Source organism: Microbispora sp. NBC_01389, from assembly GCF_045040095.1.
GTDB lineage: Bacteria > Actinomycetota > Actinomycetes > Streptosporangiales > Streptosporangiaceae > Microbispora.
In genome coordinates, this window is the sequence record NZ_CP109552.1 from 2517287 (window position 1) to 2540391 (window position 23105).

The window sequence follows — 23105 nt, forward strand, 5'->3', positions numbered from 1 at the left end:
TGAAGTAGAAGCGCGAGTGGACTGATCCGCGCGGCCCGCGGGGGCGACCCCGCGGGCCGGCGCGATCTGGAGCGGGGAGATCGCTGTGAACGCCCGATACCCGGTGGCGCGGCCCCGGCGGCTGCGCCGCACCGCCGCGATGCGGCGGATGGTCGCGGGGACGCGGCTGCATCCGGCCGAGTTCATCCTGCCCGTGTTCGTCAAGGAGGGCATCGCCGAGCCGCAGCCGGTGGGCTCCATGCCGGGGGTCGTCCAGCACACCCGCGAGTCGCTGCGCAAGGCCGCCCACGAGGCGGCGGAGGCCGGTGTCGGCGGGATCATGCTGTTCGGCGTCCCGGTGCACAAGGACGCCCGGGGCTCGGGCGCCGACGACCCCGACGGAATCGTCCAGCTGGCCCTGCGCGACCTGGCCGCCGACCTGGGTGACGCGCTGGTCCTGATGACCGACACCTGCCTGGACGAGTACACCGACCACGGCCACTGCGGCCTGCTGACCGCCGACGGCGAGGTGGACAACGACGCGACGCTGGAGCGGTACGCGTCGGCGGCGGTCGCCCAGGCGGCGGCCGGCAGCGCGATGATCGCGCCGAGCGGCATGATGGACGGCCAGGTGGAGGCCATCCGCGCCGCCCTCGACGGCAATGGCTTCGCCGAGATCCCGATCCTGGCCTACGCGGCCAAGTACGCCTCCGGGTTCTACGGGCCGTTCCGCGACGCCGCCGAGTGCGCGCCGCGGTTCGGCGACCGCAGCGCCTACCAGCAGGACCCGGCCGGCCCGGTCGGTGAGGCGCTGCGCGAGGTGCGTCTCGACCTGGCCGAGGGCGCGGACGCCGTCATGGTCAAGCCCGCCCTGGCCTACCTGGACATCCTGCGCCAGGTGCGCGACCTCGTCGAGGTGCCCGTCGCGGCCTACCAGGTCAGCGGTGAGTACGCGATGGTCGAGGCCGCGGCGGCCAACGGCTGGATCGACCGGGAGCGGGTGATCATGGAATCGCTGGTCGCGATCCGCCGCGCCGGGGCCGACATGATCCTCACGTACTGGGCCACGGAGGTCGCCCGGGCACTATCCTGACCTCTCATCAGGGCCCTGCCAGGCGAGGGAAATCAGCAGGTACGTACCATCGTGCCTATCGCAGGGCGGTGGCGGCGACGGAATGTCCGGCGCACGCCGCCGGAGTCGGGCGTGGCCGGGGCAGCGTGGCGAGGCGCCGCCGGGGCCGCGCGGCAGGGCGTGTCTCGTCGGAGACCGCTTGGGTCGCTTGTGGGGAGGAGCGCCATGGTCGGAGTACCGCTGACCCGTCGCGCGAAACGGCGCGCGCATCACGCGCCACCGAAGATGACGTCGGTGCTCGAGTACGCCCAGCTGGGCTGGGCGAGCTGTATGGGAGCCCATCCGCTGGCCGAGGGAGGCAGGGCGTGCTCCTGTGACCGGGTGGGTTGTCCCGACCCCGGCATGCACCCGCTGTCGCCCGCCTGGCAGATGCAGGCCACGACGGACACCGCGCTGCTGACGCGGTGGTGGAAGCAGGAACCGGACGCGAACGTGATCCTGCCCACCGGCAGGGTGTTCGACGTGTTCGACGTGGCGGCCGAGGCGGGCCGCCCCACGCTGACGGCCATGGACGCCGCGGGCTTCGACACCGGCCCGGTCGCCGAGAACGGCGACCGGGTGCTTTTTTTCGTGGCCACGCGCGGCGCCCCCGAGGACGAGGACGAGTGGTGGTCCTGCCACCTCGACGCGGGCCCGGAGGCCATCGCCAGCACACCGGGGCTGCGCTGGCACTGCCGGGAGAGCTACGTGCTCGCGCCGCCGTCCACCACGCCGACCGGCGGCGTCGTGAGCTGGATCAGGCCTCCCGACGGGCGTCCCCTGCCAGATCCGCTGCGCGTCCTCGACCTGCTGGCCGACTTCTGCGATTGACGCGCTCCCCGGTCTGAAGGCCGGGGATTCAGCCCGTGCCGCGTCATGCGGCACCTCTGTGGCTTCCTGCTTCATCGGGCTGTGCCACCGCGAGCGGCGGTCTTACCGGCCCTCGACAGGCGTTTAGCCTGTCCGCCCGTCCGGCGGCCAGGATGTTACGTGCGGCGTTGACGTCCCGATCGTGGACCGCCCCGCAGGGGCAGGTCCACTCCCGGACGGAAAGCGGCATCGTGCCAGTGACGGTCCCGCACGCGGAGCACAGCTTCGAACTGGGGAACCACCGGTTGATCCGGTGGAAGACACGCCCGTACAGGGCGGCCTTGTACTCCAGCATGCCGACGAACGCCGACCAGCCCGCGTCGTGCACGCTCTTGGCCAGCCTCGTGCGCGCCAGTCCCTTCACGGCCAGGTCTTCCACGATCACCGTTTGATTCTCACGAATGATCTTTGTGGATTCCTGGTGGTGGAACTCGCGGCGCGCATCGGCGACCTTCGCATGCCGGCGGGCCACCGCCGACCGGGCTTTGGCCCGGTTGCTCGACCCCTTCTGCTTGCGGGACAGCGCCCGCTGGAGCGTGCGGAGTTTCTTCTCGGCCCGGCGCAGGAAACGCGGGGCGTCGATCTTCCGCCCGTTGGACAACACGGCGAAGTGCCCCAGCCCGAGGTCGATCCCGGTCTCGGGCTCGACGGGTGGCAGGGGCTGTTCGGCGACGTCGATGACAAACGAGGCGAAGTACCGCCCGGCCGCGTCCTTGACCACCGTGACCGAGGACGGTTCGGCGGGCAGGTCCCGTGACCAGCGCACCGCAACGTCTCCGATCTTCGGTAAGCGCAGCTTCCGGCCTGCCGTGATGGCGAAGCGGGCGTTGCGGGTGAAGCGGATCGCCTGCCGGTTGTCTTTGCGGGACCGGAACCGGGGCGGGGCCACTTTCGGCCCCTTGCGTCTACCGGTGATCGAGTTGAAGAAGTTCCGGTACGCGATGTTCAGGTCCGCCAGCGCCTGCTGCAGGACCACGGCTGAGACCTCGCCCAGCCAGGAGCGTTCCGGGTTCTTCTTCGCCTCGGTGATGACCCGCTTGGACAACTCGCCGTCGCCGATGTACGACAGCCCGGCGTCGTGGGCGTCGATCCGTGCGCGCAGCCCGTCGTTGAACACCACCCGCGCGCACCCGAACGCCCGGGCCAGCGCTTGACGCTGACCCGGCGTCGGGTGGAGGCGGTAGTTGTACCGGAGCCGCACCCCATGATTTTACCGACGGCGCACGGCCGATCACAGCGAGATACCAGAACCGGCAGGCACTGCGTTTTCGTCCTGCACGCTCATCTGGTTGCCGTGACCACGTTCCGGCACCAGGTGTTCACCGGCGCCCAACCGGAACGCATAGAGCGCCTAGAGCGCATGGAGCAGATCACGCGGGACGCCTGCGCGCACTTCGAGTGCGAACCTGGCCGAGTTCACGCGAGGCCAGCCATGTACACCTGCTGGTGAACATCCCGCCCACGGTCACCCTGTCCCGGCTCGTCAACTCCCTGAAAGGGGTGCCCTCCCGCAGGATGCGGACCGAGTTCCCCGAGCTGGTCCGCCACTACCACCGGGCGAACAAGCTGTGGTCGGGCTCCTACTTCGCCGGGAGCGTCGGCGGCGCTTCGATCAGCGTCCTACACCAATACATCGAGCAGCAAAACCATCCCGTCTGATCCGCCAGGACGCGTCACCCCCGGCCTGAAAGCCGGAGCACTGCGGACGAATCTGGTAGTTTTCGCGGGTAGCTTCCGCGGGTGGTTCCCGATACGGCCCGCGCGCCGGCCGGCCCGTAACCTGGAGGGCGTGACACGTACGCAGACCTCCGAGGACCTGTTCGACCGCGCCCGCCGGATCGTCCCGGGCGGGGTGAACTCGCCGGTGCGCGCCTTCGGCGCCGTGGGCGGCACACCCCGTTTCATGGCCTCCGGCGAGGGGCCGTACATCACCGACGTGGACGGCAACCGCTACGTCGACCTGGTGTGCTCCTGGGGCCCGATGATCCTGGGCCACCGCCACCCCGCCGTCGTGGAGGCCCTGGAGGAGGCTCTTTCGCGCGGCTTGTCGTTCGGCACCGCGACCGAGGGCGAGGTCCTGCTCGCCGAGGAGATCGTCTCCCGGGTCGCCCCCGTCGAGAAGGTCCGCCTGGTCAGCTCGGGCACCGAGGCCACCATGTCCGCCGTACGGCTCGCCCGCGGCTTCACCGGCCGGGCGAAGGTCGTGAAGTTCGCCGGCTGCTACCACGGCCACGTCGACGCGCTGCTGGCCTCCGCAGGCTCGGGAGTCGTCACCTTCGGCCTGCCGGACACCCCGGGCGTCACCGGCGCCTCGGCCGCCGACACGATCGTCCTGCCGTACAACTCGGCCGAGGCGGTCGAGGAGGCGTTCCGCACGTTCGAGATCGCCTGCGTGATCACCGAGGCGTGCCCGGCGAACATGGGCGTCGTGCCCCCCGCCGACGGCTTCAACGCGCGCCTGCGCGAGCTGTGCACCGAGCACGGCGCGCTGCTGATCGTCGACGAGGTGCTCACCGGCTTCCGCGTCTCCGCCTCCGGCTGGTACGGCGTCGAGCCCGTGGAGGCCGACCTCATGACGTTCGGGAAGGTCATGGGCGGCGGGCTGCCCGCCGCGGCCTTCGGCGGACGGGCGGAGGTCATGGCCGCGCTCGCCCCCGAGGGGCCCGTCTACCAGGCCGGGACGCTGTCGGGCAACCCGCTCGCCTGCGCGGCCGGGCTGGCCACGCTGCGCGCCTGCGACGACGACGCCTACGACCGCATCGACGCCTCCGCCCTGGTCATCGGGCGGGCGGCCTCCGACGCGCTGGCCGCCGCCGGAGTGCCGCACCGCCTCCAGCGGGCGGGCAACCTCTTCTCGATCTTCTTCACCGACACCCCGGTCACCGACTTCGAGTCGGCCCGCACCCAGAACACCGACGCCTACCGGGCGTTCTTCCACAGCATGCTGGACCAGGGCGTCTACCTGCCGCCTTCGGCGTACGAGGCGTGGTTCCTGTCGGCCGCCCACGACGACGAGGCGCTCACCCGGATCGCCGAGGCCCTGCCCGTGGCCGCCAAGGCCGCCGCCCAGGCCGCCGAGGCCTGAAACGGCTCAGGCTCACCGGGCGGTGCGGGACCTGCGGCACAGGCATCCCGACGCCGACGTACGCACGCCGCACCTCGATTGGAACGAGCCGCGTGCGGCGCTGCTCGACCGGCGGGTCGACGCGGTCGTCACCCGGCTGCCGCTGAGAACCGGCGACCTGCGTGTGACGGTCCTCCACGTCGTCGTGGCGAGCCGGCCCGCCTCACTTCACCAGCCCACGGGCACCTGGCGGTGCAGGTGCCCTTACTCATCCCCCGGCCGGTCGGCGGCGTAGACGGCAAGCAGATCCTTGCGCTGCCGCAAGGCGCGGGCGGCGGCGAGGTCGAACGCCTGTGGCTCGTCCAGGGCGGCGATCATCTTCAGGAACCGATCGGCAGCCGCCGCCTCCGGTGTGGTCACCTTCGTCTGCGGCCGTCCGGTCGCAGGCTCCAGTCCACTGCCTTCGGCAGCCAGAGCCTGGTGGGTTCTCCCAAGCAGTCGGCCGAGTCGGTTGGCCTCTCCTATGGTCAGACGGGAGCCCTCGCGGTGGACGCCCCGAGCCCAGGGCAGCAGACAGTAGGCGCGCCCGTCGATCTCAAGCACCGGCTCTTTCTGGGCCGTGAGGAGCGGTGGGCACACAGAGAGGCCACCGGCCGCGAGGGACCGCAGGACGTCCAGACTGCGACGGGCCTTCGGCACCGGTACATCGACGAGCGCGAATACTCCCCGCTCAGTCTCGATACGCCAGTTGCGGTTCATCATCCCCGCGGGGAGGAACACCACCGCACGGGCTTTCCCCAGGCCGTATGCGGCTACGATCTTAGCGAGATCGTTATCAGCGATTCCGCCCCGCACGCCTGCGGCCTCATGAGTCACGTCTCGTAATCCCTCGCGGACGCCGGACCGCCTCACTTCACCAGCTGATCGAGATCCACCTCGATCGGGAAGGGCACCTGCACCGCCAGGCGCCCATGGTGGATCCCGGTCGGCGTGTACGCGCCCGTGGCCGGGTCGCGCTCATACACGTACACGACCGGTCTGCCGTCATGTTCCTCAACCCGCCAGAAATGCGGGATACCCGCCTCGGCGTACCGCCCGGGCTTGAGCTTGCGGTCGCGTTCGACCGACTCCGGCGAGACGATCTCGACCACGAGATGGACCTCCCGCGCGGCGTAGAACGTGCGGCTCATGTCCGCCCCGGCCTCGGCGTCGATGAGCATCACATCCGGGCACGGCCGCGTACGGTCCCCCAGCTTGACGTCCATCCGGTGGACTGCGGTCATGGCCGCGGGAGCCTGCGCGTCCAGACGTTCGGTCAGCCCCCGTACCAGGAGCTGGTGGAGCCGTCGCTGAGGTGCCGCGAAAACGAGCGCTCCGTCGATCAGCTCGACGTGGGTGAAGAGGTCGGGCTCTCCGTCCAGGCCCTCGGACGGCAGGTGATCAAGGTCGTCCGCGGTCCAGCCCCAGGGCGGCGGTGCGGGCCAATACTCGAGTGCGCTGCTCACGTCGTGCACCTTGGCGTCTTCTCCATCGCTCACGGTAGTCATTCCACTCATTCTCGTGACCCTTCCCCATCGTCTCCCGATCCGGACGGCGAGGGGAGCGCCAGTACGTGTGTGCGGCCGTGTCGAGCGGTGGGGCATTCGCCGGACGGGGTGACGGTTCGGCTGATATCACTTTCGGTGTCGAGTTATCAACTGAGCGTGCCGAAGGTGAGGTGAGCAGGGTGAAGCGGCAGGACGAGGTGCTCCACCTGGTGGCCGGGGCGGCCGATCTGATCGCCGAGAGGTTGCGCGGTGCGGCCCGGCTGCTCCCCGCCCTGACGGAGGTCAGGGAGGAATTGCGAGCACGCGGCGAGCTGGCGCTCAAGCGGGCCGCCCCGGCGTCCGAGGCGCACATGGAGATCCTGGCCAGACGGGCCGTCGAGCGGCACTCTCGTGGGTGACCTCCGGGCCCGCGTGGAGGAGGCGCTGAGGGCGTTCGTCGACACGGAGATCGCCGAGCTGCTGGCACTGGACGAGGAGCTCGCGCCCGTCGCCGAGCAGTTACGCGTGTCAGTCTCCGGCGGCAGGCGAATCCGCCCGGTCTTCTGCTACTGGGGATGGCGGGCGTCAGGACAGCCCGATGCGGACGCGTTGGTCCGCGCCGCGGCCGCGCTGGAGCTGGTGCACGCCGCCGCGATCGTCCACGACGATCTCGTCGACCGCAGCCCGTTACGCCGCGGACGGCCCACGGCACACGAGAAGCTGGGCGACGCTCTCGCTGTCATGGTCGGTGACCTGCTGATGGTGTGGGCGGCCCAGATGTTCCACACCTCGGGCCTGCCGCGGGCGTTCCTCGCCCGCGGCGTGCCGCTGTGGACGGCGATGGGCCGCGAGCTGGTGGCGGGCGAATGCCTGGAGATCCTGCATACCGGGGGCTCTCCGGAACTGGCCCGGTCCCTGAAGATCGTGAGGTTCAAGACCGGGTCGTACACGGTCGAGGGGCCCCTGCGGATCGGCGCGGTGCTGGGCGGTGCGGACCCAGCCGTGCTGGCCGCGCTGGCGGCCTACGCCCGTCCGCTCGGTGAGGCGTTCCAGCTCCGCGACGACCTGTGGGGAGTGTTCGGCGAACCGGAGCGGACCGGCAAATCGGCGCTGGACGACCTTCACGGCCGCAAGCCGACCGCGCTGCTGGCCCTCACGCTGGCCGAGGCCCCGGAGCCCGACCGCCGGCGCTTGCACGACCTGCTCGACGACGTCGTCACTCCGGACGGCGCCATGGAGATCCGGGACATCATGCGACGGTCGGGAGCGCCGGAAGGCGTCCGGCTGATGATCGCGGAACGGGCCGAGACCGCGCGGGCGGCGCTGCGGACGGCCCGGCTGGCTTCCAGTGCCGCAGACGCCCTGACCGAACTGATCGACGAGGTGACGGTGAATGCCTGACCGCTGCACGGACGAGTACATGGACGGTCTGCGGCTGCGCGGGGACGAGTTGGCGGACGCGACGGTAGAGGCCCTGTTCGCGGACGGGCAGGTGGGCAGGTTCAACACGTTGATGCGCTGGTTCACGACCTCGGGCCAGGAAGTGCCCGAGGGGCTCCCCGGCGTCGCCAGGGACTACCTGAGGGCGACGGCAATGCCGCCGGATTGGGTCGACTGGGCGGTCATGGAGCAGGCGAGGCAGTTCTTCATCGACAACGACGTGCACATATCCACCGCGCTCTCGTTCGCGGCGATGCCGGCGTGCTATGTCGTCCCGCACGTGGCCAGGCTGCTGTCGGCGACACATTCGCTGGCCTACCCCTCGCGGCGGATGGCCGAGACCGGCCAGTTCACCGTGTATCTGATGCGGCCCGACGCGTTCGAGGCCGGCGGCCGGTTCCTGCCCGCCGCGCAGAAGGTGCGACTGCTGCACGCCTCCATCCGCCGTCACCTCAAGCAGGACGACAGGTGGCCGGAGCCGGTTCCGATCTGCCAGGAGGACATGCTTGGCGGGCTGATGATGTTCAGTCTGCAGGTCCTGGACGCGCTGCATCGCATGGGCGTCCACATCACGCCGGATGGGGCGGAGGCGTACTACTACGCCTGGCGGGTGGTGGGGGCGATCCTCGGCTGCGATCCGGCGGACATTCCACCGGATCTGCCGGCGGCTCGGGAGTTCTCCGACCGGTACATGGTGCGCCACATGGGGCCGTCACCCGAAGGGGCACACCTGACCCGGCAGTTGATCGAGATGTACGAGCAGGTCGTGCCGGGAACGCTGCTGGACCCGGTGGTGCCCGCTCTCATCCGCTTCCTTGTCGGCGACACCGCGGCCGACTGGCTGGAGGTCCCCCGCTCCCGCTGGGACTCCGTCATCAAGGTCGCGCCCGTGCTGCTGCGGGAGCTGGAGAGGTTCGAGGACCGCGGGCCCTGGGCGGCGCAGCTGGCCGACCGTCTCGGGTATCTGGTGACGATGCTGGAGCTGTCGTCGCTGACCCGCGGGCGCGTCATGCACTACGCGGTCCCGCAGGAACTCAAGCCCCTTTACGGCATCCGCCCGGCGGCCGCCCGGTGGACGCCGCCGCCCCCGGCCTGACTGTGACGACAGTCGCGGGGGCCGTACGGGGCGTGAGCCGGTGGAGAGGAGGTCGGCGAGGATGAGAGCGGCGCGTGAACCGGTCGCCCGGAAGGGTCAGCGGGAGGGGCGCCGGTCCCGGCTCTGCCTGGCCTGCTTCGCCAGGGTCTCCAGGTAGGAGGTCTGCTCGGAACGGGACGGCTTCGTGAAGAACTTGTTGAAGATTCGCATGACAAAATCATCGCATCGCTAAACAGTTGAGCACAAGCGAGTTTTTCTTACCCGGACGGTTTAGACTGGCTACATGTTGGATCTGAACCGGCTGAAGGCACTGCACGCGGTCGCCGTCTACGGGTCCGTGGGCGCCGCCGCCGAGGCGCTGATGGTGACCCCGTCGGCGATCTCCCAGCAGCTTGCCAAGCTCGAACGGGAGACCGGCTCGGTCCTGATCGAGCGCAACGGGCGCGGCGTGAGGCTCACGGACGCGGCCGGGCTGCTCGCCGACCACGCCGAGCGCATCCTCGCGCTCGTGGAGACGGCGGAGGCCGACTTCGAGGCGCTGCGCGGCGAGGTGGTCGGCAGGCTGAGCATGGCCGCCTTCCCCACCGCGGCGCGGGGCATCGTGCCGCGCGCGCTCAGCACACTGAAGAGACAGCACCCCGACCTCGACCTGCTCGTGTACGAGCGGGAGCCCGAGCGGCAGATCCGCGAGCTGTCGCGCGGCGACCTCGATCTCGCCGTCCTCCAGGACTGGCTCAACCGGCCGATGGCCCTGCCGGAGGGGCTGTCGCGTACGGCGCTGCTCGACGACGTGGCCGACGTCGTCGTGCCGGCCGATCACCCCCTGGTGGGCGCCGACCGGGTGCGGCTGAGCGACCTCGACGGCGAGAGCTGGATCAGCTCGACCCCCGGCACCGTCTGTCACGACTTCCTGGTGTTCCTGCTGCGCTCCGAGGAACGGGAGCCGCACATCGTCTGCATGGCCGACGAGTACCCCACCCAGCTCGCGCTGGTCGCCGAGGGCCACGGATGCGCGCTCATCCCGCGGCTCGGCCGGGGACCGCTGCCGGAGGGCGTCGCCGTCCTGGCCGTCCAGCCGCCGCCCGTCCGGCGGATCTACGCGGTGTGGCGGACCGACGCCGCGAGGCGTCCCGCGATCCGCGCCGCCGTCGAGGCGCTGCGCTCCGCGTGCCCGGAGCCGTCCGATGGGTAGGCTGTGCAGGTCATGACAGAGATGACCATCGTTCACCTGCTCCGGCACGGAGAAGTCCACAATCCTCGCGGCGTCCTGTACGGCAGGCTGCCCGGTTACCACCTGTCCGAGACCGGCCGCCGGATGGCCGACATCGTCGCCAAGGCCGTCGCGGGCAGGGACATCGTCGCGGTCTGGAGCTCGCCGATGGAGCGCGCCCAGGAGACCGCGGAGCCGGCCGCGCAGGCCCTGGGCCTGGAGATCACCACCGACGAGCGGCTCATCGAGGCGGGCAACGTCTTCGAGGGCCTGCGGATGACCGGCGGCGACACCGTCTTCCGCGATCCCCGGTCCTACCGCCACTTCAGGAACCCGTTCCGGCCGTCCTGGGGGGAGCCGTACCGCGAGGTCGTGGCCCGCATGAAGTCGGTGGTGGACGACGCGCGGGCGGCGGCGCGCGGCCACGAGGCGCTGCTGGTCAGTCATCAGCTGCCGATCTGGGTCATCCGGCTCGCCGCCGAGGGCAGGCGGCTGTGGCACGACCCGCGCCGGCGCCAGTGCGCGCTGGCCAGCCTCACCAGCCTGACCTTCGAGGGAAACCGGCTGATCAGCGTCGGCTACAGCGAGCCCGCCGGGGCGCTGCTGCGGGAGGTCGCGCAGCCGCAGGGCGAGGCCGCGCTGTTCGAGCAGGCCGGCGAGGCCCTTCCGGAGGCGTTGCGCACCCATCCCGGGCAGGCCGACGTCCTCCCCGAGGCGTCGCGCGTCGACCCCAAGGCATCGCGCGCCGATTTCGAGGCGTTGCGCTTTGATCCCAAGGCGGCGGGGGCCGGCCCGGAGGACGAGGAGACGCCCGGCCCGCGAGCGATGCCCGGGGCGTGATCGTCTCCCGGGTGACGCCACACACGCGGCTGTGCCCCGGGGAACGGGGCACCCGCACCGGTCGGTAGGCTTACAGCTCTACCGGTTGTAGTACAAGGAGATCCATCTCCCGTGTCCGCCAAGCGCCTGACCGCAACGCGCCTGACCGCGCTCGCCGCCGCGGCCGCGGCCGTCACGGCCCTCGCCGGTTGCGCGGGCGGCCAGGCGGCCCAGCCCCGCTCCGGCGACACCCGTTTCGTCCCGGGCGACGGCCGGGTCGAGTTCTTCAGCGCGGCGCAGCGCCAGAAGGCGCCCGCGATCGAGGGACAGACCCTGGACGGCGGCACCGCCACACTCGCCGCGGGCAAGGTCCACGTGCTCAACTTCTGGGCCTCCTGGTGCGCGCCCTGCCGGGCCGAGGCGCCCGTGCTCAAGGACATCGCGGCGACCACCAAGCCGAAGGGCGTGGAGTTCCTCGGCGTCAACTTCAAGGACCTCCAGGCGTCGGCGCGGGCGTACGACCGCGCGGTGAAGCCGGGCTATCCGAGCATCTACGACCAGAGCGGCAGGACGCTGCTGAAGTTCCAGGGCACGGTGCCGCCCGCCGCCATCCCCTCCACGCTGATCATCGACGCGCAGGGCCGGATCGCCGCCCGCGCGCTCGGGGCCGTGAAGTACGACGACCTCCTCGCGGCCGTCACCAAGGTGACCGATGAGTGACCTCGGCGGCACCGTCGCGACGGGTTCGCTGCTGCTCGCCGCGCCGATCGCGGCGGCCGCCGGGCTCGTGTCGTTCGTCTCCCCGTGCGTGCTGCCGCTGGTGCCCGGCTACCTGTCGTACGTCACGGGCATGAGCGGCGACCCCAAGCGGAGCCGGATGGTGCTGGGCAGCGCGTTGTTCGTGCTCGGGTTCGCGCTGGTGTTCGTGCTCGGCGGGGCGCTGTTCGGCGGTCTCGGCGCGGCGCTGCAGGGCAACGCCGACGTGATCAGCAGGGTCCTCGGGGTCGTGACGATCATCCTCGGGCTGGCCTTCGTGGGCGTCCTGCCCGGCCTCCAGCGGGACGTGCGCTTCCACCGGCTGCCCGCCGCCGGGCTCGCGGGGGCCCCGCTGCTCGGCGTCGTCTTCGGCCTCGGCTGGACGCCGTGCATCGGCCCGACGCTGGCGGTGGTCATGACGCTGTCGGTGAACCAGGGCAGCGCGCTGCGCGGCGCGGCCCTCGCCTTCGCGTACGCGCTGGGTCTCGGCCTGCCGTTCGTGCTGGCCGGGCTGGCCTACCGCAGGGCCCTCCACGCGTTCCGGGCGGTCCGCCGGCACACCCCGCTGATCACCAGGGTCGGCGGCGGCATGCTCGTGGCCGTCGGCGTGCTGCTCGTGACCGGGCAGTGGGCCGAGATCATCGTCCACCTGCAGGTGTGGGTCGGCGGCTTCCGGCCGGTGATCTGATGAGCGCGCCCGACGACCTCGCCCGCGCCGTACGGGACGAGCCCGCGCTTCTCGACGAGCCCGCGCTTCTCGACGAGGCGGCGGCGGGTGGGGGAACGGAGGCCGGGGGCGCGCCGCGGGAGCCGGCCAGGCCGGTCGGCCTCGGGCCGGTCGGATGGCTGCGCTGGGCCTGGCGCACGCTCACCTCGATGCGCACCGCGCTCATCCTGCTGTTCCTGTTCGCGCTGGGCTCGGTGCCGGGCTCCGTCTATCCGCAGCGCGGCGTGGACCCGGGCAGGGTCGCGCAGTACTTCAAGGACAATCCCACCCAGGCGAAGTGGCTCGACCGCCTCTGGCTGTTCGACGTCTTCACCTCGCCCTGGTTCGCCGCGATCTACCTGCTGCTGTTCGTCTCACTGGCCGGGTGCGTGTTCCCGCGCGCGCTGGCGCATCTCAGGGAGATCCGGCGCAAACCGCCCGCCGCGCCGCGCAACCTGCTCCGCCTGCCGCACGCCGAGGAGTTCCAGGGCGATCTCACCCTGGAGAGGGCCGCGGCCGTGCTCCGGCGCAGGCGGTTCCGGGTGGTCACCGGCGACGGCTGGGTGGCGGCGGAGAAGGGCCATCTCCGCGAGACCGGAAACCTGCTCTTCCACCTCGCGCTGCTCGTGCTGCTGTTCGCCGTCGGCGCCGGAGGGCTGTACGGCTATCGCGGCAACGTGCTGGTGGTGGAGGGCGACGGCTTCTCCAACGCCGTCGCGGCCTACGACAGGTTCATGCCGGGCAGCCGGGTCACCGCCGAGTCGCTGGAGCCGTTCTCCTTCACGCTGAAGGACTTCCAGGCCAGCTACGTCGCCGCCGGGGCCAAGCAGGGCCAGCCGCTCGACTACCTCGCGCGGCTGGAGGTGCGGGACTCCCCGGAGTCCGCCCCGCGCCAGGTGGACCTCAAGGTCAACGAGCCGCTGGACGTCGACGGCACACTGACCTACCTCATCGGGCACGGCTACGCCCCCACGTTCCGGGTGACGGACGGCGAGGGCCAGGTGGCCTACGACGGCCCGGTGCCCTGCCTGGCCGGCGACCAGGCGACGTACACGTCCGAGTGCGTCATCAAGGTGCCGGACGCCCAGCCGTCCCAGCTCGGCTTCCTGGCCCGCTTCCTGCCCACGACCGTGCCGAGCGGCGACACCTGGGTGTCGGTCTTCCCCGGCGCGGCCAACCCGACCGTGCAGGTCTTCCCGTTCGCGGGCGACCTCGGCCTGAGGTCGGGACTGCCGCAGTCGGTGTATCAGCTCGACACCACGCGCCTGAAGCCGCTCGGCAAGATGTCCGCCCAGCCGGCGCCGCTGAACGTGGGGGACACCAAGGAACTCGCCGACGGCGCGGGAAAGATCCAGTTCACCGGCGTCAAGGAGTGGATCAGCCTTCAGATCACCTACGACCCGGGCCGCGAGCCCGCGTTGCTCGCGGCGGCGGCCGCGGTGATCGGGCTCGTGCTGTCGCTCACGATCCGCCGCCGCCGCGTCTGGGTGCGGGTGAAGGACGGCAGGGCCACGGTGGGAGGCTTGACCCGCACCGAAGGCGGCGGCGCGGCCTTCGCCGAGGAGTTCGCGCAGATCGTCACCGCCCTGCGCGGCGGCCCGCCCACCGGAAACGCCACACCGGACGAGCCGCCCACCGGAAACGCCGCACCGGACGAGCCGGACGAGCCGCCCACCGGAAACGCCACACCGGACGAGCCGGACGAGCCGCCCACCGGAAACGCCGCACCGGGCGTCCGCCCGGACGAGGAGTGAAGTCATGCCCGCCCCGGTCAGCCAAGCCGTCAACGACACTCTCGCCATGGTGAGCGACCAGCTCATCCTGGTCACCGTGCTGCTCTATCTCGCCGCGATGATCTGCTTCGCGCTGGAGCTCGCCTTCGGCCGGGTCCGTACGGCGGCGCCCACGCGTACGCGTGAGCTCGTCGGCGCGGGCGGCCCGGCGCTCCCCGCGGTGGACCAGGGGATGGGCCCGGGGATGGGCACAGGGGAGGGCACGGCCGGGACCACCCGCACGCCCCCGCAACCCGCGGCGTGGGCGGTCCGGGCCGGGCTCGCCGGAGTGGCCCTCGCCTGGATCGCGTGGGCCGGCAACCTCGCCGGCATCCTCACCCGGGGCATCGCGGTGGACCGGTGGCCGTGGGCCAACATGTACGAGTTCGTGGTGGCCATCTGCTTCGCGGCCGTCACCGCGTTCCTCGCGCTGCTGATCCGCCAGCCGATCCGCTACCTCGGCGCGTTCGTGACCGTGACCGCGGCGCTCGGGCTGGGCTTCGCCGTGCTGTTCCTGCACGTCCAGGCGGGCCCGGTGATGCCCGCGCTGCACTCCTACTGGATCGCGATCCACGTCACCGCGGCGATCGTGGCCAGCGGGCTGTTCATCGTGGCGGGCGTCTGCGCGATCCTCTACCTGATCCGCCGGGACGGGCGGCCGTCGGTGCTGCCCGCCAGGGAGACCCTGGAGCGGGTCGCGCACCGTGCGATCGTCATCTCCTTCCCGATCTGGACCTTCGCCGTCATCGCCGGCGCGCTGTGGGCCGACCGGGCGTGGGGCCGCTACTGGGGCTGGGACCCGAAGGAGGTGTGGGCGTTCGTCACGTGGGTCGTCTACGCCGCCTATCTCCACGCGCGGGCGACGGCCGGATGGCGCGGCAAGGCCACGATGATCATTTCGTTGGTCGCCTTCGGCTGCCTGCTGTTCAACCTGGTCGGCGTCAACATCTTCTTCTCGGGACTGCACTCCTACGCCGACGTCCCCAAGTGACCCCGGTCAGTCGTCGCCGCGCAGGCGGCGCTCCAGGCTGTGCAGGAAATCCGGGTCGTCGTCGGGCCCGCGCGGTGCGTCGCCGCGCCGGGACCATGCCCCGCCCCGGCCGCCCGACTGGGCCTCCGCCTGCGCCCCCGGCCCGCCCACGGGGCCGTTCGGGCCGTACACGCTGTGCACGACCCGGGGACGGCCCACGAGGAGCCAGGTCAGGGCGCCGAGGTCGGCCAGGAAGACGACGATGAGGACCCACATGAACTTGGGGAGGTTGCGCATGTCCTCCTCGGGGGTCGTGATCACGTCGAACAGGCAGTAGAGCCAGAAGGCAAGCAGCGCCAGGCCGATAAACACGCTAGGCATGCCCACACGGTAAGCCATGCCGGCGACTGATCGTGTCCGGCTTCGGGGTGACGTGGACAGCCGGGCATCGTACGGTGGACCGGTACACGGCGTCCGGAGACCGCGCCCGACGGGGCCGCGGAGCCTGCCGGAGACGCCCGTGGAGACCACGTGACGGAACACCCGACGGAACACCCGACGGAACCAGCAGCCTGACGGATTCGGCCTGAACAGAGGGGCGCGATGGCGGAGCCGGGCGACAGGGGCCGCCACCGGCGCGGGACGCGGTGGTGGCAGCGAGGGCCCTACGTGTCCTCCCGCCGCCGCACCGACGTCCCCGGACGCGCGGAGGACCGCGCCTCCGATCGTGGACCAGACCGCGCCCCCGACCGTTCCGCCGACCGTTCCGCCGGCCGGGCCCCGGAGCGGGCCGCTGACTGGGGCACCGAGTGGGGCACCGAGTGGGGCGTGGAGTGGGGTGCCGAGTGGTCGCCCGAGCGGCACCCGGAGCGCGTGTACGCCGTGACCGCGCCGGTGGTCGACGACCGCCCCCAGTACACCTGGCAGGACTTCGAGCTCGACGACCTGCCGACCCGGGCCGCGCCCCATCCGCCCGACGCCCCCGATCTGCGGGACGGCAGGAGAAACTGCGGGCCGCTGGAACGCGTCCTGTTCCGTGAGTGGGACGCCGCGGAGGGCCCTCCCTCCGCCGACGCCGTACGGGCCGTGGACGGCCTCGCGCGGCTGCCCGAGCAGCTGAAGACCAAGCTCGCCATCGGGCTCGACGGCATCTACGTGGGCCGGGGCGGGGTGCCCGACCTGGACGACATGGGTTACCTGCGCGGCGCCCCGCTGCCTTCGGGCCGGGCCACCTGGGACATCTGCGCCGGCGCGTACGGCGACCGCAAGATCGTGGTGGGGGACCGGCCGTCGCCCACGCCGGACGTGATGATGCACGAAGTCGGGCATGCGCTGGACGACGTCGACGCCGGTCCGGGAGAGTGGGTTTCGGACTCCCCGGAGTTCGCGGCGCTCTACGAGGAGTGTCTGCCGCTGCTCGCGTCGTCGTTCCACCGGCAGCCCGCCGGCCTGGGATGCAAGGAGTTCTTCGCCGACGCGTTCGCGGCGATCGCGTCCCGGCAGCGCCCGGCCCTGGTGGACATGCTGGGCGGTGACACGAGGACGGCCCTCAACGTCATGCTGTTCTTCAACCGGCGTTACGGAATCTAGGTGATTCGGATGTACGTTATCCGGCTCGGCGACGGGACGCTGCGCGTGCCCCGGTCCCTGACCACCGATGACGGGCGCCTCATCGGCAACGCGTACGTGGAGGTCACGCCGGGGGAACCCGGTTACGAAGGCTGGCTGGCCGAGTCGATCACCGAGCAGGAGGACGCCGAGCGACGTCGTCGCTGGCGGGATGGCGACGACGCGCTGGAGCAGGCGTTCCTGGCCTTCAAGGCGGAGCAGGACCGATGAACCCCGGCAAGGGAGCAGGACGAGCCGGGAGGGCCTGTTAGGCAGCCTGAAGTAGAGGTGGGACTGACTCCGGTGACCCTGCGGCGTCTTGGTAGAGCGCAGGATCACCCGGTGCTGGTACTGCGTCAGACTCGCGGTGAGTCGCCGTTCGGCCGATCGGCCGTGAGGACGTCCTCTCCGCGAAGGAGGGCGTGTACTTCCGATTCACGGAACCGCCTGTGCCCCCCGGGGGTACGGATGCTGCTGATTCGCCCGGCCGCGGCCCAACGGGTCACGGTCTTCGGGTCGACCCTGAAGAGAGCCGCAACCTCTCCAGGAGTCAGCAGTCGCTCGCTGCTACTCTCCACAATCTCTCCCCCTCGCGTCCCGCGTCCTGCAGCGGGCGGACAGGTAACCAGTGTGCCGAGCGAAGCCTGATTTATCCGTGGTTTTCGGAGAAGATCACGGGTTGTTACCGGCTCAGTGCCCGATTGTTATATGATAGAGCCTCTTTGGGGCGCTCATGGGTGTTTCTTTACAAAAGCGCCTTGTTGTGAACACTAGCAGTGCTCGCAGCAGATGCGAAGAGCGACCAGCGCACCGGGAGAGTGACGTAACCTCGACGCTGTGCATCCGGTTGTCGTTTACACCCTTTCGCGCCTCGGCCTGTTCGCGGTCGCGGTCGGCGTCCTGTATCTCGTCGGCCTGCGGTCGTTCCCGCTGCTGCTGGTCGCGGTGCTGGTCAGCGGTCTGGCCAGCTACGTTCTGCTGTCGAAACAGCGCGACGCGGTGAGCGAGCGCATCGCCACGAAACGTCGGGGACCCGGGAACTCCTAGGCCGCCGGGAACATGCCGACCCGGGCATGGTACTCATGCCCGAGCTCCGTCGTGTCGCTTCCCACCAAAAGACCTGTCTTTACGGTCAGGAAGGCCTTTACCCCGATTCCCCTTTCCCGCGTCGGGTTCCATCTCAGCGCACGTCCCGTTACAGGGTGTATCGCCCCGATGCCGGGCCTGCGAACCGCTCCCGGGCCGGCCGTGTCGGCCCCCCGCGGGTTGTTCAGCCAGCGCTGGTGTCCGCCCACGTAGACGGCCGAATCGGTCACCGCGACCGCGTAGAGCGAGTCGCCCCCGGTCAGGTTGACCCAGGTCGGACGGATCGCGTCGCCCTTCGCGTACGTCTCGAACCGCGCGGCGGAGTCGCACAGCTTGGTGGTGCGCGGCGCCGGCCCGCCCGTTGTGACGACCACGAAGTAGCGCCCGTCGGGCGACAGGTCCAGCCCCCGGACGTACGACGGGAAGTCGGGCTTGCAGGCGGGGGCGTACGCCTCCGTGTGCCAGCCGGCCACCCGGCCCGTCGTCAGGTCGATCACCCCGAGCTGCGGGCGGCGCAGGCCGTCGAGCGTGGTGAACGAGCCGTCGACGACTAAGCGGTCGGACGTCGCGGCCATCGCGTAGATCCGGACCCCGCCGCCGCGCCCGTCGCCGGGGGTGACGGTGAAGTGCGGGTCCACCGCGCCGGTCCCGGCGTCCACGCGGGCGAGGGCGGTCCGCGCGCTGCGGCCGATCCTGGCGAAGTCGCCGCCGACGTAGAGCGCCCCGCCGAGACGTACCAGGCTGGTCACCTCTCCCGCGTAGACGGGCGCGGAGAACGAGGAGACGGGAGCGCCGTCGGAGACGCGCAGCCGGGTCAGCCCCCGGGCCGGCCAGGTGAAGGCGCCGCCCACGTAGACGGTGCCGTCCGGGCCCGGGGCCAGGGCGGACACCGGCCCGTCGAGGTCCGGCGCGAAGCCGGGCAGGACGCGGCCGGTGGGCAGGTCGAAGGCGAAGACGTTGGCGCGCGGCAGGTCCGCCCCGCCGCGTGCCTCGCGTACCGCGCTGAACTCGCCGCCCACCACGACGGTGCGGCCGACCAGCGCGAACGCGGTGACGATGCCGTCGAGCACGTGCGGAGTGGTGTTCACGGGGTTCTCCGAGACCACGTGGGGCTGCCGGAGGCCGGCGGAGGCCGGCGCGGCCGGCAGGACGGCGAGCGAGGTCACTGCGATCAGTGCGGTGGTGAGACGCATTCCCCAAGTTCTAGCAGACTGAGCGTAATCGATGAACTACGTTCCGCTCATCCTGTCCGGGTGGTGAGGGGGCGTGAGCGCCGCGGCCTAGGCTTGCGTGCATGACGCGCGCATCGCTGGACAAGCAGCCGCACGAGGTCGCCGCGATGTTCGATCGCACGGCCCGGCGCTACGACCTGGTCAACGACGTCCTCTCCCTGGGCCAGGACCGCGTGTGGCGCAGGGCCACGGCGGCGGCGGTGGACGCGGGCCCCGGCGAGCTGGTCCTGGACCTCGCCGCGGGCACCGGCACCTCCACTGACGCGTTCACCGCGCTCGGCGCCCGGGCGATCGCGTGCGACTTCTCGTTCGGCATGCTCAGCACCGGCGTGGCGCGGCGCGGCGGGTCCGGCCTGTACGGCGGGGGCGTGCGCGGCGTGACGTTCGTCGCGGGCGACGCGCTGCGCCTGCCGTTCCGCGACGAGACCTTCGACGCCGTCACGATCTCCTTCGGCCTGCGCAACGTCGCCGACATCGGGCAGGCGCTGCGCGAGCTGCTGCGGGTGACCCGGCCGGGCGGGCGCCTGGTGATCTGCGAGTTCTCCCGGCCGACGCCGAAGTCGTTCGACCTCGTCTACTCGCAGTATCTGATGAAGCTGCTGCCGCCGGTCGCCCGCATGGTCAGCTCCAACCCCGACTCCTACGAGTACCTCGCCGAGTCGATCCGGGCCTGGCCCGACCAGCGGGCGCTGGCGGGGATCATCCAGGAGGCGGGCTGGGAGACGGTGGGCTGGCGCAACCTGACCCTCGGCGTCGTCGCCCTGCACCGCGCCGTGAAGGGCCGGTGATGCGTGGTTGTCCACACCCCTCTGACATCCCGCCGCGAGTAGGGGTTAGACTGCGGCGCGACAGTTTGTGAAGTTGTTCACAAAGGCACGAAGGTCCAAACCAGTTTCGAGGCCTTCCTTCCCTGGAACGGACAGGACTCCGTGAGCGAGCAAACCCGCGTGACGCGGAGAGAGGTCGACGCCGACGTCATCGTCGTCGGTGCGGGTCCGGCGGGCTCGACGGCGGCCTTCCACCTCGCCCGCGCCGGCCTCCAGGTGCTGCTGCTGGAGAAGACGCGCTTTCCCCGGGAGAAGGTCTGCGGTGACGGCCTGACGCCGCGTGCGGTGAAGGAACTCATCGCGATGGGCGTCGACGTCGACGCCCCCGGCTGGGTCAGGAACAAGGGGCTGCGCGTCTACGGCGGCGGTGTGCGGCTCGAACTCGACTGGCCGGAGCTGTCGAGCTATCCCGGCTTCGGCCTGGTGCGCACCCGTGCGGATTTCGACCAGATCCTCGCCCGGCACGCCGAGCGCGCGGGCGTGCGGCTGCGCGAGGGCGTGAACGTTACAGGCCCGCTGCTGGACGAGCGCGGCGGCCACGTGATCGGCGTCACGGCCAGGGCGGACGGCGAGGAGGTCGTCTACCGCTCGCGCCTGGTGGTCGCGGCCGACGGCAACTCGACCCGGCTGTCGATCGCGATGGGCCTGCACAAGCGCGAGGACCGTCCGATGGGCGTGGCCGTGCGCACCTACTACACGAGCCCCCGCCACGACGACGACTACCTGGAGACGTGGCTCGAACTGTGGGACGGCGACCGGCTGCTCCCCGGCTACGGCTGGATCTTCCCCATGGGCGACGGCACCGCCAACGTCGGCCTCGGCCTGCTGAACACCAGCGACGCGTTCAAGAGCATCGACTACCGCGACCTGCTGCGGCGCTGGATGAAGAACACGCCGCCGGAGTGGGGCTTCACCGACGAGAACATGACGGGCCCGATCAGGGGCGCCGCGCTGCCGATGGGATTCAACCGGCAGCCGCACTACACCCGCGGCCTGGTCCTCGTCGGGGACGCCGGCGGCTCGATCAACCCCTTCAACGGCGAGGGCATCGCGTACGCCATGGAGACCGGCCGGACCGCCGCCGAAGTGATCGCGCAGGCACTGGCCCGGCCGACGCCCGCCCAGCGTGAGCGCGTATTACTCGCGTACCCGCGTATCCTCAAAGACGCCTATGGCGGATACTTCACTCTCGGCCGCCTGTTCGTCGAGGCGATCGGGAGGCCGGGGGTGATGAGCTTCGCCACCCGGCACGGGATGCCCCATCCCACCCTGATGAGATTCGCGTTCAAGCTTCTCGCTAATCTCACAGACCGGCGGGGCGACGTCTCCGACCGCATAATCAACGCCCTGTCGAAGGTGGCTCCGCCCGCATGACCGAGGCCCGTATGACCGAGAGTCGGATTGTGATCACGCAATTTCACCGAGTAAGCGAGGACATGTAGCCATGGAGCTGTATGTGCCGATTCTGGTGCTCGCGGTCCTCGCGGCGGGGTTCGCCGTGTTCTCCGTGGGCATCGCCCCCTTCACCGGGCCGAAGCGCTGGAACCGCGCGAAGCTGGACGCCTACGAGTGCGGCATCGAGCCGACGCCGCAGCCGGTCGGCGGTGGCCGCTTCCCGCTGAAGTACATGATCACCGCGATGCTGTTCATCGTGTTCGACATCGAGATCATCTTCCTCTATCCGTGGGCGGTGGCCTTCGACAGACTCGGCGTGTTCGGTCTGGTCGAGATGGTGCTGTTCATCGTCACCGTCCTCGTGGCGTACGCGTACGTGTGGCGCCGCCGCGGCCTCGATTGGGATTAGCCATGGGTCTTGAAGAGAAACTCCCGAGCGGATTCGCCCTCACCACCGTCGAGCAGGTGGCCGGCTGGGCCCGGAAGAACTCCGTCTGGCCGGCGACCTTCGGTCTCGCGTGCTGCGCCATCGAACTGATGGCCACCGGCGGCCCGAAGCACGACCTGGCCCGCTTCGGCATGGAGCGCGCCTCCGCCTCCCCGCGGCAGGCCGACCTCATGATCGTGGCCGGTCGGCTGTCACAGAAGATGGCGCCCGTCCTCCGCCAGATCTACGACCAGATGGCCGAGCCCAAGTGGGTCATCGCCATGGGCGTCTGCGCGTCGAGCGGCGGCATGTTCAACAACTACGCCATCGTGCAGGGCGTGGACCACGTGGTGCCCGTCGACATCTACCTGCCCGGCTGCCCGCCGCGGCCGGAGATGCTGATCGACGCCATCGTGAAGCTGCACGACAAGATCCAGAACATGAAGTTCGGCGCGCACCGCGAGAAGCAGGTCGAGGAGCTGGAGCTCCAGGCGCTGCGGACGCTGCCGCTCATCGACCAGGGGGCCGGGAAGTGACCACCGAGAACCTGCCCGGCCTGCCCGAGGAGCCGGTCGCCCGTACGGGCATGTTCGGCGCCAGGGACAGCGGCGACACCTCCGGCTACAACCGCCTGGTCGTCCGCCGCCCGCCCAAGCTGGTCAGCGGCCGGCCGTACGGGTCCTACTTCGACGAGGTGGCCGACGCGCTGGAGCGGGCGTTCGCCGACGCGATCGAGCGGGTGGTCGTCGACCGCGGCGAGGTCACGTTCCACGTGCGGCGCGAGCGGCTGGCCGAGGTGATGAAGCACCTGCGCGACGACCCCGCGCTGCGGTTCGAGCTGTCGCTCGGCGTCTCGGGGGTCCACTACCCGGAGGAGACCGGCGCGGAACTGCGCGCCGTCTACCACCTGTGCTCCATCACGCACAACCGGCGCGTCCGGGTGGAGGTCTCCTGCCCCGACGCCGACCCGCACATCCCCTCCACGGTTCAGGTCTACCCCACGCACGACTGGCATGAGCGTGAGACGTACGACTTCTTCGGCATCGTCTTCGACGGCCACCCGGCGCTGACCCGCATCGAGATGCCGGACGACTGGGAGGGGCACCCGCAGCGCAAGGACTACCCGCTCGGCGGCATCCCGGTCGAGTACCGCGGCGCCGAGGTCCCCGCGCCGGACCGGAGGAGGTCCTACTCGTGAGCGTTTACCCGCA

The 23105-nt window shown here is 70.9% G+C and carries 27 protein-coding genes and 1 pseudogene; 22 read left to right on the forward strand and 6 right to left on the reverse strand.

Going from position 1 to position 23105, the window contains the following annotated elements; all coding sequences use genetic code 11:
* Positions 1-85 precede the first annotated feature (85 nt).
* Together hemB and OG344_RS11325 are read left to right on the forward strand one after the other, a co-directional pair.
* A complete protein-coding gene (hemB, locus tag OG344_RS11320) occupies positions 86-1072 on the forward strand; it encodes a porphobilinogen synthase (RefSeq protein ID WP_405088172.1) in 987 nt (328 codons plus the stop codon).
* A 204-nt stretch (positions 1073-1276) separates the two neighbouring features.
* On the forward strand, positions 1277-1921 hold the full coding sequence (locus OG344_RS11325) for a bifunctional DNA primase/polymerase (protein ID WP_405088173.1): 645 nt from the start codon (positions 1277-1279) through the stop codon (positions 1919-1921).
* A gap of 43 nt (positions 1922-1964) precedes the next feature.
* Here OG344_RS11325 and OG344_RS11330 read toward each other — a convergent pair whose 3' ends face one another.
* Positions 1965-3161 carry an RNA-guided endonuclease InsQ/TnpB family protein gene (locus OG344_RS11330; RefSeq protein ID WP_405088174.1) on the reverse strand — a complete coding sequence of 399 codons (1197 nt, stop codon included), beginning with the start codon at positions 3159-3161 and terminating at the stop codon, positions 1965-1967.
* Between the two features lie 245 nt (positions 3162-3406).
* Between OG344_RS11330 and tnpA the strand changes: the two genes are divergently transcribed.
* From tnpA to OG344_RS11345, 3 genes are all read left to right on the forward strand, one after another.
* A complete protein-coding gene (gene tnpA / locus OG344_RS11335) occupies positions 3407-3619 on the forward strand; it encodes an IS200/IS605 family transposase (protein ID WP_405088175.1) in 213 nt (70 codons plus the stop codon).
* Between the two features lie 130 nt (positions 3620-3749).
* Positions 3750-5045: a glutamate-1-semialdehyde 2,1-aminomutase gene (gene hemL, locus OG344_RS11340; protein WP_405088176.1), complete on the forward strand. Its 1296-nt coding sequence runs from the start codon at positions 3750-3752 to the stop codon at positions 5043-5045.
* Between the two features lie 22 nt (positions 5046-5067).
* On the forward strand, positions 5068-5319 hold the full coding sequence (locus OG344_RS11345; protein WP_405088177.1) for a hypothetical protein: 252 nt from the start codon (positions 5068-5070) through the stop codon (positions 5317-5319).
* On the opposite strand, the gene OG344_RS11350 is transcribed toward OG344_RS11345, so the two are convergent.
* Together OG344_RS11350 and OG344_RS11355 are read right to left on the reverse strand one after the other, a co-directional pair.
* Positions 5289-5900 (reverse strand): phosphotransferase, encoded by a 612-nt coding sequence (locus OG344_RS11350; RefSeq protein ID WP_405088178.1) that lies wholly within the window; start codon positions 5898-5900, stop codon positions 5289-5291. The genes OG344_RS11345 and OG344_RS11350 overlap by 31 nt on opposite strands.
* A 32-nt stretch (positions 5901-5932) precedes the next feature.
* Entirely contained in the window at positions 5933-6571 is a 639-nt protein-coding gene (locus OG344_RS11355; RefSeq protein ID WP_405088179.1) for a Uma2 family endonuclease, read from the reverse strand.
* A gap of 170 nt (positions 6572-6741) precedes the next feature.
* Between OG344_RS11355 and OG344_RS11360 the strand changes: the two genes are divergently transcribed.
* From OG344_RS11360 to ccsB, 9 genes and pseudogenes are all read left to right on the forward strand, one after another.
* Positions 6742-6969 carry a hypothetical protein gene (locus tag OG344_RS11360; protein WP_405088180.1) on the forward strand — a complete coding sequence of 76 codons (228 nt, stop codon included), beginning with the start codon at positions 6742-6744 and terminating at the stop codon, positions 6967-6969.
* Positions 6962-7951 carry a polyprenyl synthetase family protein gene (locus OG344_RS11365; protein WP_405088181.1) on the forward strand — a complete coding sequence of 330 codons (990 nt, stop codon included), beginning with the start codon at positions 6962-6964 and terminating at the stop codon, positions 7949-7951. The genes OG344_RS11360 and OG344_RS11365 overlap by 8 nt, the downstream gene beginning before the upstream one ends.
* The gene (locus tag OG344_RS11370; RefSeq protein WP_405088182.1) at positions 7944-9086 is read left to right on the forward strand and encodes an oxygenase MpaB family protein; all 1143 of its coding nucleotides are present in this window, start codon (positions 7944-7946) and stop codon (positions 9084-9086) included. Before OG344_RS11365 ends, OG344_RS11370 begins: the two co-directional genes overlap by 8 nt.
* Before the next feature lie 283 nt (positions 9087-9369).
* Entirely contained in the window at positions 9370-10278 is a 909-nt protein-coding gene (locus OG344_RS11375) for a LysR family transcriptional regulator (RefSeq protein WP_405088183.1), read from the forward strand.
* 12 nt (positions 10279-10290) lie between these two features.
* Positions 10291-10893 (forward strand): annotated as a pseudogene (locus OG344_RS11380) (histidine phosphatase family protein); the annotation flags it as partial.
* A 354-nt stretch (positions 10894-11247) separates the two neighbouring features.
* Positions 11248-11835, forward strand: coding sequence for a TlpA family protein disulfide reductase (locus OG344_RS11385; RefSeq protein ID WP_405088184.1), 588 nt, complete (start codon positions 11248-11250; stop codon positions 11833-11835).
* Positions 11828-12559, forward strand: a complete 732-nt coding sequence (locus tag OG344_RS11390; protein WP_327049200.1) for a cytochrome c biogenesis protein CcdA — start codon at positions 11828-11830, stop codon at positions 12557-12559. The genes OG344_RS11385 and OG344_RS11390 overlap by 8 nt, the downstream gene beginning before the upstream one ends.
* Positions 12559-14331 (forward strand): cytochrome c biogenesis protein ResB, encoded by a 1773-nt coding sequence (locus OG344_RS11395; RefSeq protein WP_405088185.1) that lies wholly within the window; start codon positions 12559-12561, stop codon positions 14329-14331. Before OG344_RS11390 ends, OG344_RS11395 begins: the two co-directional genes overlap by 1 nt.
* 4 nt (positions 14332-14335) lie before the next feature.
* Positions 14336-15340, forward strand: a complete 1005-nt coding sequence (ccsB, locus tag OG344_RS11400; RefSeq protein ID WP_405088186.1) for a c-type cytochrome biogenesis protein CcsB — start codon at positions 14336-14338, stop codon at positions 15338-15340.
* A gap of 6 nt (positions 15341-15346) precedes the next feature.
* Here ccsB and OG344_RS11405 read toward each other — a convergent pair whose 3' ends face one another.
* Complete coding sequence (locus OG344_RS11405) at positions 15347-15700, reverse strand: PLD nuclease N-terminal domain-containing protein (protein ID WP_405088187.1); 354 nt, start codon at positions 15698-15700, stop codon at positions 15347-15349.
* 288 nt (positions 15701-15988) lie between these two features.
* Here OG344_RS11405 and OG344_RS11410 point away from each other — a divergent pair, with 288 nt between their 5' ends.
* Positions 15989-16909: a hypothetical protein gene (locus tag OG344_RS11410; RefSeq protein WP_405088188.1), complete on the forward strand. Its 921-nt coding sequence runs from the start codon at positions 15989-15991 to the stop codon at positions 16907-16909.
* A gap of 9 nt (positions 16910-16918) precedes the next feature.
* Complete coding sequence (locus tag OG344_RS11415; RefSeq protein ID WP_327049205.1) at positions 16919-17158, forward strand: hypothetical protein; 240 nt, start codon at positions 16919-16921, stop codon at positions 17156-17158.
* Between the two features lie 125 nt (positions 17159-17283).
* Here OG344_RS11415 and OG344_RS11420 read toward each other — a convergent pair whose 3' ends face one another.
* On the reverse strand, positions 17284-17505 hold the full coding sequence (locus OG344_RS11420; protein ID WP_036325312.1) for a BldC family transcriptional regulator: 222 nt from the start codon (positions 17503-17505) through the stop codon (positions 17284-17286).
* Positions 17506-17764: 259 nt separating this feature from the next.
* Here OG344_RS11420 and OG344_RS11425 point away from each other — a divergent pair, with 259 nt between their 5' ends.
* Complete coding sequence (locus tag OG344_RS11425) at positions 17765-17974, forward strand: DUF4229 domain-containing protein (protein ID WP_111699583.1); 210 nt, start codon at positions 17765-17767, stop codon at positions 17972-17974.
* Here OG344_RS11425 and OG344_RS11430 read toward each other — a convergent pair.
* Positions 17971-19206: a hypothetical protein gene (locus OG344_RS11430; RefSeq protein WP_405088189.1), complete on the reverse strand. Its 1236-nt coding sequence runs from the start codon at positions 19204-19206 to the stop codon at positions 17971-17973. The genes OG344_RS11425 and OG344_RS11430 overlap by 4 nt on opposite strands.
* Positions 19207-19307: 101 nt before the next feature.
* Here OG344_RS11430 and OG344_RS11435 point away from each other — a divergent pair, with 101 nt between their 5' ends.
* The 5 genes from OG344_RS11435 (at position 19308) to OG344_RS11455 (ending at position 23092) form a co-directional block, all read left to right on the forward strand.
* On the forward strand, positions 19308-20033 hold the full coding sequence (locus OG344_RS11435) for a demethylmenaquinone methyltransferase (RefSeq protein ID WP_405088190.1): 726 nt from the start codon (positions 19308-19310) through the stop codon (positions 20031-20033).
* Positions 20034-20192: 159 nt separating this feature from the next.
* On the forward strand, positions 20193-21446 hold the full coding sequence (locus tag OG344_RS11440; protein WP_405088191.1) for a geranylgeranyl reductase family protein: 1254 nt from the start codon (positions 20193-20195) through the stop codon (positions 21444-21446).
* Positions 21447-21516: 70 nt separating this feature from the next.
* A complete protein-coding gene (locus OG344_RS11445) occupies positions 21517-21876 on the forward strand; it encodes an NADH-quinone oxidoreductase subunit A (protein ID WP_111699579.1) in 360 nt (119 codons plus the stop codon).
* A gap of 2 nt (positions 21877-21878) precedes the next feature.
* The gene (locus OG344_RS11450; protein WP_111699578.1) at positions 21879-22430 is read left to right on the forward strand and encodes an NADH-quinone oxidoreductase subunit B family protein; all 552 of its coding nucleotides are present in this window, start codon (positions 21879-21881) and stop codon (positions 22428-22430) included.
* Positions 22427-23092 carry an NADH-quinone oxidoreductase subunit C gene (locus OG344_RS11455; RefSeq protein ID WP_327049209.1) on the forward strand — a complete coding sequence of 222 codons (666 nt, stop codon included), beginning with the start codon at positions 22427-22429 and terminating at the stop codon, positions 23090-23092. Before OG344_RS11450 ends, OG344_RS11455 begins: the two co-directional genes overlap by 4 nt.
* The last annotated feature ends 13 nt before the right edge of the window (positions 23093-23105 follow it).